We start from the raw sequence: 12,565 nt of genomic DNA on the forward strand, positions 1-12,565 counted from the left end.
CTTCTCCCGAATACTCGGGATTGCAATGACGGTGCTAACTCAGAGAACGTTCTAACAAGTATTGACGTAGCTAATTAAAAAAAATCTACTTCAATCACTACTTCACAATCAACTTTCCATCTGAAATGGTTTTTCCATCCAGCAGTATTTTGTAAAAATACATGCCTGCTGCTTCATTGGAAATGTCAATTACATTTTTTTCGTTTACTAGTTTGTTGCGGTAAATAAGTTTTCCCAACAGGTTGTAAATCTCCACATCGCTTCCTGCTTTTTTGTTCAGCAGTTCCAGGGTAAATAAACCAGAGTTTGGATTGGGATAAATTGCAACATCATTGTCAATTTCTTTTTCATCGTTAACACCCAGTATTAAAGCAGCGGTGGTCCAGCAACCATTTCCGGTTGTTCCAATAAAACCATCGTTCAATTTAAAATCAAGTGTTTGAATATTCATGCCTATATATAAACCATCTGCAGTGGGTGTTCTATCGGTGGAGAGTAACATGGAGCCCGTGGCCCAATTTATTCCATCATCTGTGCTTGAGAAAACACCGAAGTTGGAACCAATCGTCCAAGTGGTATCATGGTAAGCGATGGATTGAATGTCGATGCCTGCCGGCAATCCTATTCCTGCTAACTGACTCCATCCTGTTGCCTGACTATACGCATACAACGTATCGTGCATGGTGGTAAAATAATCTGTTGAATCGTGTGTTGAAATAACCGTCATCCATTTTGAAGCAGTATTCCCATACTGTAAAATTGGAATTTGTCCTACACCTACGAGGTTTGCAAAGTCGAGTGTTTGATACGGATGCGGAAAGGTAGTTCCCGAAATATCTGTCCAGGTATCACCATTGTTAACGGATGTGTAAACATAAAACTGTTCCAAGCCCGTAATAAATTCTCTGTGAACAAGCGTCATCGTATCACTTTTACCGACAATGGTTAAAGGAGCAACAGTACTCGTATTAAAATTTAATGCCGCTATGGATGGAACATGTTGCCAGGTATTTCCATTGTCGTTCGTTCTGTAATATCTGATAATGGTGGTAGGTACCACACCAGTGTCTTGCATCATACCAATAAAAAATGAATCTTCGTCACCACCAAATGCACCAATGAAATAACCAACGCCCGAAGGGATACTAATCGAATCCCAGGTGGTAGCTTCATCAAATGAGCGATACAAGGTTTGTTGATTTCCAGAAAATGCAATATTGCCTTGCTTGAATAAATAATCATAGTAGCGAACAGTAACTGTTGAATCATAACTATTACCGGTCACGCTTGGTAAGCCGGAAGAAGAAATATCCCAATGCGCACCATTATCAATCGATTTTAAAATACCATCGGCAACACCATTGTTTTTAATTACGCGTAACAATAAACTATTGTCCATCACCAGCATGTTGGAAAAATAATAATCAAAAAAACCGGTGTTTTTTTGATTCCATGTTAAGCCTGCATCCGTTGAAAGAAGAATGTTTCCACCGGCATCATTCACCAGCAAGGTATCGGTATCCATTTCATTAAAATAAGAAATGGTGTTGAGGTAAATTCCACTTGATACCAATTCTGTCCAGCTGCCACCCAAGTTGGTGGAGCGATACAGTTTGGTAGAAAATTTTCCGGTTGCAGATGTTTTTATGAGTGTTAACAAGAGTGCATTTGTTGCAGGAAAAATATTGATAGTAGAAGCACCCGTTTCCGGTAAAGTAATTTCTACCCAATATGGCGAAGCCAAAGCCATATCCATTTTGAATAATCGGTTATCACCGGTTGTCATAAAAACGGTATTGCCATCTTTATCACCGCGGGTGGTGCTGGCCAGGCCTAAGCTATCAATTGCAGGGTTGTTAAAGATGGTTCTGTCGGAGCGCATGAAATAGCGGGTACCGGTTACCACTCCCCACGAAAGTTTGTTGGAAAGGTATTCCGAATGTGTTAAGGTAGGTACCAAGTTCCAATTCATTCCGTTGTTGCTATAGTAGGAAGCAACGCCACCACCATTATAAAATCCGTTGATAAACAAAATGCTATCTAAATGATAAATGCTGGTTGCATTATAATTTGCCGGAATGCCGGTAGTTGTAATTTCGAAAAAACTTCGGCCATTGTCGGCTGAACTTAAAATACGGTTGGGGTATTGTGTTAAAAAAGGAATGTTGTTAAAGTTGGTAATGGCATTTACGCCAAGTGTTTTGGTGGAGAGGCCATCGTTTGAAAAGTTCCAGGTGTTTCCTAAATCAAAACTATTATACGTTCCATTTGGAGTTCCAATAATGGTAACCGAATCGTTGTGAAATACATTTTGATTGGTTGCAAACGCTCCTCCTATTAGTAAAGAGTCGTTCATTTGTGTCCATTGACCAAACGAGGTGAATGTACTAATGATAAAGATAGAGGTGAGGAGGTTTTTCATGTGTTTTGTATCTGCGATAAAGGTAATCCAAAATAGGCGAACATTCTTCCAAACAACCGGAATTGTTTGTTGGAGGGATTTATAGCTTCAATTGGAGGATTTCTACTTCCAATTTTCGTCAAAACAGCTTGTTGGTAGAAGATAGATGTAGGTTGTACCGAAGAAGATGCTTCTTGTACCAACAGCGATTCATCTTGTACCGAGAAAGATGTTGTTTGTGCCGTGTACGATTCATTTTGTACCGAGTTGAATTCTTCTTGTACCGAGAAAGATTCATTTTGTACCGAAATGAATTCTTCTTGTACCAACGAAGATGAATTTTGTACCGAGATGAATTCATTTTGTACCAACAAAGATGTTTCTTGTACCGAAAACAATTCATCTTGTACCGAGAAAGATTCTTCTTGTACCAACAAAGATGTATTTTGTACCAACGAAGATTCATCTTGTACCGAAAACGATTCATCTTGTACCAATAAAGATGTTTCTTGTACCAAGTTCAATTCATCTTGTACCGAGAAAGACGCTTCTTGTACCGAGAAAGATGTTTCTTGTACCGTTAAGGCTTTTTTCCTTTGTTTTAAGGGTTTTGGATGAAAATTCGGTTACCTTTTCTTTACCGTTTTAGACAAATGCTGTTGATTTCTAGCTTTTGGGAGGACCGTTTTCTTTGTAGTTTGTTTGGTTAACTGTTCATCTGCTTTTTCCAGAAAATGATTTAAAAAATAGATATCACTACTTATTTCCTTAAAGTTGGGAGGAAGCACTTCTGTATTCATCACATAGGCAAAAAACACTTGGTTAAGGCTTTTGCGCAAGGTAGCGGGGGGAGCTACCGCAAAAACATCTGCTAAGTCGTTTGCTATTTTTTTGTTCATGGATGAGGGTTTTGGGATAAAACTAAAATTTGAACAAAAATAAAACAAATTTCAGTATGTTATCCAATTAGATAGCACTTTTTTTCTACAAAATCACGCTCTTTGAGTAAATATTTTAGTGACCATGGACGAACGCGAACGGAAAGAACGCTTAAAACTTCAGAAACGATTTGGAGAGCATCTCATAAAAATGAGAGAAGCGGCAGGAATTACTGCAGCCGAACTTTCCAGAAGATGTGATATGGAGCGCTCCAACATTGCCCGCCTTGAAGCTGGTCGCTCAAACCCTTCCTTATACATTATTAAAAAGATATGCTCCGGACTTGAAATGGAGTTGGATGAGTTTTTAAAGGGGCTGAAGTAGTAGTTTTGAATAGATATTAGACTGTATTATTTGTTGTTATTTAAAATTCTTAGTTATTAAGCTTGTTGTAGCTTTCGAAGAAGTCGGACATGAATGGAGAATTATTTCTTAAAGATAGCGATTGTAAGAAGATAGGTAAATGTTAAAGTAAAAAAATATAGGATTTTCTTGAGAATAATTTTTTGCGATTTTATGAGCACTAACGGCTTGCGGCTAAAAAAGTGTGGAATTAAAAGCACATCACTGTCTTACCGTACTAAAGATATAAAGTGTCCCGATGTGAATGGCAAGTGCCAACACTTTTTACAGCTAAAAATGCGCTTGCAACTTGCACTAACTCGGCATTTTTTTTAGATGTTGTTAGGCGTTGTGCAATTATGCTGCGATTCGTATTTCTATACGCTTGTAAATATCAGAAAATTCTCTAAGTATGTCGTTATAAACATCTGTTTTATTATTTTCATCAATAATTTCTATTACAACCGCGAAGTCTTGTAAATAAGTTGGTATTGTTTTACCTCTAGTATAAAGTCTTAGTCTTAATTCCCATTGACCATGCAAATAGGATCTCAGAAAACTTTTCTCAAACTGAAGAATTGGATTCCATGGAACAAGGTATTTATCGTCTGACGAAATATTTATCGTAGACATTCTGTCATGAGTTGGTTTGTATAGTGCAGCTGTAATTCTAGATTCAGAATACTCTAAGTCATTATCTGGATTAACTGGTGGGTCGTAAGTGATTGTTATCTTTATTTTCAATTTTGTGTCTGGATTATCACTGGCCAAAGAGGAAGGAATATGAAAACTAATATATTGATAGTTTTCTTGGTCTAATTGTCCTTCATGTATGAAAGCAGCATTATTGGTATGCGAAGCTAAGGCATAATTAATTATAGGCTCACCAAATCCAATATAATTTTCAGGGGCGTCACTTATTTCATCGTGTATAAATCTCTCATCACTGAAATGACAGAGCAGTGCTTTTACTAAATTGGGATTAGCATTAGGATAAGTATCAAACAATCTTTGAGCATATTGAGAAACTAACGGTGCTGAATGACTTGTACCGACATCACAACATAGACTTTTTCCATCTTTGCTAATTCCATATGTTGCTATTCTAGTCGAGAAGTTATAAGGTGATAAAATATTTCCTCCATGTGTGACAACTTCAGGCTTAATACCTAAATCAACTCCTGGTCCTTTTCTGGAAAAAGCTGAAACATAATTTACCTGAGATAAAGAATTAGCGTTTGCATGTTTAGAAATAGATCCGACTGTTAATCCAAGTAATGATTCAGCTGGTGAGCAAATTCTAGATTGCGGACAAGCGAAATGGTCCGCAGGGAAACTCCCAAGCAATGAATTAATATTGCCAGCTGAGATTACGAACAACACTTTGTATTTTTTTGAAAGAAAATCAAGCAGCTTTGAAATGTCGGATACAACAAAATCTTTGATTGGAATTGCTGCTCCAAGAGATAAATTATATACTTTTATTGAAGTGTGATTTGCAGATACAACATCTTCAATTGCAGCTTTCAGATCAAACTCGCTTGGGCCAATAAATTTGCCAGCAGCATCCCTACCAAAAACTGCTAAATCAGCTATTGAACAATATGGAGTAAGTTCTTTTGCTATTATACCTTGGTCAATCTCATCACCAAATACACAACGACTTGCAACGAATGTTCCATGTTCCTCGCAACTTGAAATAGCATTAATCGGCAAATGCTTATACACAGCACTAACAACAGCATTCATTATTCCATTTGTATTATTAACTCCTGAATCGATCACGCATATTACTGATTTAGAAACTGGAGGGTTGATTTTGATATCGCTAGGTAATGCTTGCACTGGCGTTGACTGTGGTACAAAAAAGAATTGCGAAAGTTTAATTTCTTTGATTGTTGAAAACTCAGAAACAATTAATGGAATTAATTTTGAACGAATTTTGCAATGAATTGTATTTACTCCATTTTGAAAATATTTTTGTCGTATAAAGTTGCTATGTTTTTTTAATTCATCAATTATTACTCCACTAACCGCAAGTGTTTCTTTAGGTGAAAGAGCATTGAATAAATTAATAAGTATATCCACTTCTTCATCGTTTTCGAAATTTATATTTTCATCTACTTTGCTTTCTGGTGATATGCTAGAAAGACTTTCAATTGGAGCAAAATACGTTTTGCCAGTTGCATCTGCTGAATTAATGTAAACATCCAATTTACTTTCAAGTTCTATATACTTACTCTTTTCAATTTTTGCTGTTGCAAGTGATATATTGTTTGGAGAATATGAAATAAAATCAAAACCTAGTTGTTCGATTTTGAGTTTTTGGCTTTTAATTGATATTTTTTCAGGTGTTTCTATTTGAAGAAAAAAATCCTCTGTAAATTTTGAGTCTCTTTTTTTGAATTCAATTTCTTTCAATTTCAAAACTTCCAATTTAAGTTTTTCACCATGTTCTTTATGGCTTATTCTTGGGACGGTTTGTGAGAATCCAGACTTGTCGTATTTCTCAATACGAACATTTTTTGAGGGTATTTTGAAGTGAAATTTATTGTCGTCCATAATTATATTTTTGTATTACAAATAACGATTTGTGGCTAAAAGAAGTGCGGAATTTACTTGCACAAAATTGTCTTAACCGAAAAACTTTATTTAAAGAACTGAACTTAAAGGCAAATGCTAAAATATTTCGCGGAGCGCACCTTTGAAAATGTGCTTGCAACTAACAGGAACTCCGCATTTTAAAAGATTCTGTTACGTGGTCGTTTTGCATTAGCTTTTTTCTACTCATTTTGTGTTCCTAAACATAACAGGTAATTCAAATTTCATATCTTCAATGTTGCTAGTTGCATTTGTCAATCTTAAAAAACCAATGTGTAACAAATATCCACAGAAATAATTTAATTCTTCGTCTTCTTTAATCTCTAATAATCCTTTCAGTTCTCTCGCTCTAAAAGTGAATCGATTGCCAATTTTCTCTCTTAACAACATTATTTTAGATTCAAATTCGGGATTTAATTTAGCAAAGTTTAAATAAATTTCTTTTTTAAATTCCTCATATGCTTTTTCAAAAAAACCTTTTTTAATTAATTCATAGCATTTATGTTTATTTTGCATAATAGGAAGTTGATCCGGATTGTCATTGTAATAATTCACAGATATTGTCAAACATTTTTCCAGAAAAATTAAAATGAGTCGAGGAATTGAATTTCCCGTACCTAAATTAAAATTATTTGAAAAGTAGTCGAATATGTCCATTTCAATAATTTTTCCATCTTCGTTTTTGAAATCAACATACCTTGGAAAAATACTCAAAATGATTTGTTTATTTAAATCATCACTAAGATTTACTTTCCTTGGAAATTTCTGAGCATAATGTTCCGGATTTAATTTTTTGACTATCCATCTGTAAGACCGTGTCAAAAAGTTTGGTCTGATATAATTGTCTGTATCTATTGATGTGTCAATTTCCAAAGTTTCTTTATCTATATTAGCTATTATAGAAGTGATATTCATAACCCTTTTATAGTTTGAATAAATCCTTTTGGCAATAAATTCACGAATTTTTTCAGGGGTCCAAATTAGTTCAACCTTTTTTGAGATGACTTTGTCATAACCAATACCCTCGAATGAAAGCTGTTTAAATAGGTCATCGCGTAAAAATATTTTCAGTTCAATATTGCTGTATCTGCTAAATTCTCTTTCCACAACTACGAGCGCTTCAAGTGTTTCTAACTGAACATCAGCGGCAGATTTGCTTACAAATTCGTCTAAGCGATCTATTATAATTATAAGATTTAATTCATTTTCAATTAAAAACTTATTTATTTTGTTTTTATAAAAGTCTAAATCGAGTTCTAAATTTTCTAATGACTTTTCTTTTATAGTTACGTCAGTTGCAGGTAATGGTTCTGCTGTAAAATACAGGTCCGGTGAAATACTTTCTGGTGTACTATGTAATTTTACACCAAATGTTCGTTTTGTTTTAATAAAATCGTCTAAGCCGTTATTACTAAATATCTTATTGGCGAGATCTATTCCTTTGTTAATTGTTGAAGGCAAATCGTATTCAGATTTTTGCAGTCTCTGAGTTATTTTATGAAATAAGAATAGTTCCCAAATGACCTGGTATTTAAAGTTAGGATCGTCATTGCTTGTTTTTATTAGATTTAATAATTTTCCTTTTATATTTTTATATTGAAAATTATCTTCAATTGGAATTATAATATTTTTAAATCCATTCTTTGGATTAAATTTTAACTTATCTTCCTTTATTAATCGGAATAAGGCTGTCTTTCCTGTTCCTTTTTCGCCCAACACAATATTTTTCGTTCCATTTATAAATTGCATGATTGATGAAGTTCTACATATGCTGTCAAATAATAAATCGTCTTCATTTGCTTCAATATTTCCGAAATTGAATTTTTGAAGTCTATTCAAAGAAATTTCTTTTGGTAGATTGTCTATCATATTTATTATTGTTTACATTTAAATGCCACATAACGTTCCCTGGCCTGGCTATCGTTTGGGTTTCTTACTATATTTTTAATTGCGAAGCCTGATTTCAAAGTCAATTAAATTTGTCTTGCGGAGCGAGATACCCAAATACCGCCAGACCTTTGTTAGCTGAGGTTTTTAATTCTCTGATAAAGCTGAATCCATTCTTGAGCAGTCCTTAAGTTGCCGTTTATTTTAGTTTCACCAAAATCGAAATATTCCTGCATTTTTTCAGGGTTTTCTGTTTTCGAGATTAAATAGTGTTGATAATAAAATAAGGGGACACTTGAAGGTAATAAATCAGATGATAAACTTTTTGTGAAATCCTTTACAAATTTCAAATACTCTATTTTGTTATTTAGAACGGAGTCATCAAGCTCTTTAATTGTATTAATATTGAATAGTTGAAATCTTGGTATGATGCTATTATAATTGTTTTCTGGGAAAAATTGAGCGTTCATGTTTTTCGCAATGATTTCTTTTGCTTCAGCAAAAACACTATTTGTCTCGGTAAAAGAAAATAGTGAAGTTTGATCAATGCTTACTTGCTCAGGTTGCTCCTTAATCAATTTTGGCATTTCTTTTTCATATTCCGAAATCTCTCTTTTTAATCGATCAAATTCTATATCTGCAGTTTCTAGAAGAGCAGCAAGTCTGTTGAAACTTCTTATATAATCTATCGGTATTGATGACTCGCCTTTGTAGCCCAGATCATGTTCTATTTCAGCCCATGCGTGCTGTAAAATAGACCTAATCTGTATTTCACATTTAATTTCTTTGTAAGATATGTATTCAGACAAAGCCGCTCTTTTGTCACTAAGTGAGACAACATAATGTAAAGATTTATACCCAAATTGATCCGCTTTAAGAATTCTTTTGTCGGATGAATTTTTAAGGTCAACATTAAATTCTTTTTCAAGTATCTCTGCTATTAAATCTACGTCACTTTCTAAATATGTTATAATTCTAATTCCAACAAGGTCTGTGATTTCGTGAAGGTCGTTATACTTACCATTTTTCCTGTCAATTTTTTTTGAAAGACTTTCAAAGTCTTTCGTCCTACCCGTTATTTGGTGGTAATTTAATTTTTTTTCTTTCAATAGGTCAACAATAAGATTAATAACACGATTCTTGAAAGCATCAAGAGTGTCCTTTTTTGTCTTAAAGTCATTTAGAATTTTGTCTTTCATATAAAATCTCAGCTAACTTATTGTTACGCGCTACTACAATATTTTAATTATCCCAACTCCATCTTTACCTGTCTTCAAATTACCCAAGTATACTCGTTTATTACTCGTGTATACACGGATAATTTTTATTCAAAAACACCACAAAAGGAAAATCGCAAACTCCCAATGAAAACTTCTCTACCGGAAAGGTAGAAGCTGATGTTTTTCATGCATAAAAATTCTATTAAAATAAAATTTGATTGAGGGAGTAGCTCAGAATCAAAGCTAAATTAAAACTATAATTTGTAATAGCAAATTTATTGGAAGGAATGTTTGGTTGTTGGATGGTTTTAAAAGTTAATTCCAAATTTGGCTGCAATGGCTGCATTAAAAAAATGGTTGTTGGGGTCGCTATAGGTATAGTATAGTCGTGGGGTATATCCAACGCTCATAAAAAATCCTTCCATTTTTTGAGGACGAAGTCGTATACCAGCCCAGCTGTTTAAATTTACAAAGGTGGTGGATTTGTAAAAATAGGTAGTGGGGTAAATGCCCAGCTCTACTGAAATAAGCTTTGGTCCTGCCAAACAAATAATGCCGGAATGAATTCCGTAAATGGGTCGGTCGGTTGGGTCGGAGTCATCGGCATTTTCATTTAGTCCGAGCCCAATATTGGTATTCAAAATAAAGTATGTTCTTGCAACAAGGGAATATTCGTAATGCATCGAAACCATGGTTTGTCCGCCAAACTGCATGGCTCCATAATGTTTATGTGCTGCCGTATCTTTTTGAGCAACGCTGTTGAAAGAGATAAAAAGGAGGAGTATGGAGATGAGTTTTTTCAAAATGGGTGGTGCGGTTGTTTCGTTTACATAATTACGAATGCTGATGGAATACCCTTCAATAAATAAGTTCTTTGGTAGGCTCCCATTTTATTTTTTATTGTTTTGTTTCAATTTCTATAATTCGTTTCCCATAATTGCCCAAGTAATGCATCAATAGTTTTTCGTATACTTTATATCCTTCGTCTACATTGGTAAAAATAAGTATGCCTTGTTTTGTTTTCGGAAAAATAAATACAATGGTATGGCATCCCAGGTCGGAACCACCATGCGACAAAGCATAATCTCCGTTTCCAAAATCGTAAATTTCAAAACCCAATCCGAAGGATTTATCTTTTTTTGTTGCCACTTGTGGCTTAACCATTTCGTCAAAAACATTTTTTGTCAATCCTTCACCGGTTAGCACGCTGGTTAAAAACAAACCATAATCCTCCACGGTTGTGAGCAGATTATCGGCTGCATTGGCGGTGGTGTTCTTTACGGTTGCATAAGGTATTCCTTCGGTGTTGTAGCCCTTAGCATATCGGGTGCTGTCGGTTTTTTCGTCCCAAATGTATTTTGTATCCACCATTTTTAGTGGCTCAAAAATTAATTCGTTGGCTAATTGATTGAGTGTTTTTTTGAATTTGTTTTCTAATGCTTTTCGTAAATATTCGAACCCTTCGCCTGAGTATTGATATTTTGTGCCGGGTGTAAATTCGAAATGTAATTTTCCATCAACGTTGTTGCCACGCCAATTGGTAAATCCTGTTTGATGGGATAAAATGTGACGTGTGGTGAGTAGTTTTAAATTTGGATCTTTTGCAACATCGGGGTCCACCCAAAATTGATAGATGGGTGCATCCAAGTCCCACTTGCCTGCACTTACCAATTTTAATGTTACTATGGCGGTGATGGGTTTGGTAAGCGATGCTACATTAAAGAGTGTATTGTACGGTGCTGCAATGCCTTGTTGCAGTTCGCCAAAAACCTTTACTTGATTTAAGTTACCATCCTTAATAATTCCAATTCCCAAGGTAGGAATGTGGTTTTCTTTCATCCATTTTTCAATTTCTTTGTCGTTATCGAAGAAGGTAGATTGATAATTGGCTTTATCGGTATCTTGATGATCAAAGCTTAATCCTTTTGTTAATTTCCAAGTTTGATTTTCGAAACTCCATACATGCGTGAATTTTGCGGTGCTGGCATAGGTTTCTTTTTTCCCGGAACTGGTTTCATAAAACCGATGGTTTCCGGTTTGAATGGCTCCATACAGTAAATTGTTTTTATAGAGTGGAAAAATTTCTGTGCTTTCTTTTATCAACTCTCTTCTGGATTGATAGGTTGTTGGTGAATTGCATAAACCGTTTTTTAATGCGGTTATAAATTGTTGTTTGTTTAAGATTCCATCTTTATCGTGTACAAATTCAAAGCTTGGACTTAATAAATTTTCGAACTGTGAAATTTGACAGGTGTTGAATCCTATATTAAAAAGTAAACTATCGTTGGTTAGAATGGTTTTGTAGAGGGTTGTATTTTTGTCAACTGAGCAGGTGCAGAAATGAATGTAAAAAAAGACAGGTAAGGATTAAATAGTTTCTCATTCGGGGTTTGTTAATTTATTTTCTTTTGCACTGTTATCGTTACAAATTTAGCGGATTTATTTAGGCTCGCAAGAATAACGGTTCTAATGCACGTCTCCCGACCTCGATAGTCCCGATCCCGATAGCTATCGGGACTATCGGGATCGGGAGATGTTCCGGGTGGATGATGTTAGAGATATAATGTTCATTTGAACCGTCTCCCGATGTCTATCGGGAGCGAGGCACGAAGCAATCTAGTTGCAAACGAAGAGAGATTGCTTCATCCGCTGTCGCTACTTCGCAATGACGCTCCGGGTGAATGATGTTAGTGATAGAATGTTCATTAGAACTGTCTGATGGTTTAAAACGTATTGACAAAAAAAATATTTACTACCCGCGTAAAATTTTTTCCATCTTTCTCCCTTTGGCAAGTTCGTCTACCAACTTATCCAAATAACGTACTTGTTGTGTTAAGGGGTTTTCAATTTCTTCGATACGGTAGCCACAAATTAATCCGGTAATGAGGGAGGCATTGGGGTGGAGTTTCGCACGTTTAAAAAATTCCTGAAAGGTTACTTTTTTGTTGATGAGTTCCTGAATTTTTTTGTTGTCGAAACCGGTAAGCCAGGTAATGACTTGGTGTAGCTCTTCCTTGGTGCGTCCTTTTCTTTCAACTTTCGTTAGATACAAAGGATAAACGGATGCAAAGGTCATGCTGGCCATGCGTTGGTTATGTGTGTCGGTGGTGTTCATGCGGTGATGGTTTTGTTGTACGAAGATAATTACTTTTAATGAAGTGAGATTGCTTCGTAC

The 12,565-nt window shown here is 35.1% G+C and carries 10 protein-coding genes; 1 reads left to right on the forward strand and 9 read right to left on the reverse strand.

From position 1 onward, the window contains the following. Window positions 1-97: 97 nt before the first annotated feature. From IPP64_02220 to IPP64_02230, 3 genes are all read right to left on the reverse strand, one after another. Entirely contained in the window at window positions 98-2,422 is a 2,325-nt protein-coding gene (locus IPP64_02220) for a T9SS type A sorting domain-containing protein (GenBank protein MBL0328247.1), read from the reverse strand. Continuing rightward, on the reverse strand, window positions 2,419-2,919 hold the full coding sequence (locus IPP64_02225; protein ID MBL0328248.1) for a hypothetical protein: 501 nt from the start codon (window positions 2,917-2,919) through the stop codon (window positions 2,419-2,421). The genes IPP64_02220 and IPP64_02225 overlap by 4 nt, the downstream gene beginning before the upstream one ends. 108 nt (window positions 2,920-3,027) lie before the next feature. After that, the gene (locus tag IPP64_02230; GenBank protein MBL0328249.1) at window positions 3,028-3,300 is read right to left on the reverse strand and encodes a hypothetical protein; all 273 of its coding nucleotides are present in this window, start codon (window positions 3,298-3,300) and stop codon (window positions 3,028-3,030) included. Between the two features lie 124 nt (window positions 3,301-3,424). On the opposite strand from IPP64_02230, the gene IPP64_02235 reads away from it, so the two are divergent. Beyond that, entirely contained in the window at window positions 3,425-3,664 is a 240-nt protein-coding gene (locus IPP64_02235) for a helix-turn-helix transcriptional regulator (protein MBL0328250.1), read from the forward strand. A gap of 375 nt (window positions 3,665-4,039) precedes the next feature. Here the strand turns inward: IPP64_02235 and IPP64_02240 are convergent, their stop codons facing one another. From IPP64_02240 to IPP64_02265, 6 genes are all read right to left on the reverse strand, one after another. Then, entirely contained in the window at window positions 4,040-6,244 is a 2,205-nt protein-coding gene (locus tag IPP64_02240; protein ID MBL0328251.1) for a S8 family peptidase, read from the reverse strand. Window positions 6,245-6,469: 225 nt separating this feature from the next. Next, complete coding sequence (locus tag IPP64_02245; GenBank protein ID MBL0328252.1) at window positions 6,470-8,152, reverse strand: hypothetical protein; 1,683 nt, start codon at window positions 8,150-8,152, stop codon at window positions 6,470-6,472. A 152-nt stretch (window positions 8,153-8,304) separates the two neighbouring features. Next, entirely contained in the window at window positions 8,305-9,369 is a 1,065-nt protein-coding gene (locus IPP64_02250; protein MBL0328253.1) for a (p)ppGpp synthetase, read from the reverse strand. A 329-nt stretch (window positions 9,370-9,698) separates the two neighbouring features. Beyond that, a complete protein-coding gene (locus tag IPP64_02255) occupies window positions 9,699-10,193 on the reverse strand; it encodes a hypothetical protein (GenBank protein MBL0328254.1) in 495 nt (164 codons plus the stop codon). 94 nt (window positions 10,194-10,287) lie between these two features. Then, complete coding sequence (locus tag IPP64_02260) at window positions 10,288-11,736, reverse strand: class A beta-lactamase-related serine hydrolase (protein MBL0328255.1); 1,449 nt, start codon at window positions 11,734-11,736, stop codon at window positions 10,288-10,290. A 406-nt stretch (window positions 11,737-12,142) separates the two neighbouring features. Then, window positions 12,143-12,505 (reverse strand): DUF2200 domain-containing protein, encoded by a 363-nt coding sequence (locus IPP64_02265; GenBank protein ID MBL0328256.1) that lies wholly within the window; start codon window positions 12,503-12,505, stop codon window positions 12,143-12,145. Window positions 12,506-12,565 lie beyond the last annotated feature (60 nt).

The organism is Bacteroidota bacterium (assembly GCA_016722565.1).
Classification (GTDB): Bacteria; Bacteroidota; Bacteroidia; order 2-12-FULL-35-15; family 2-12-FULL-35-15; genus 2-12-FULL-35-15.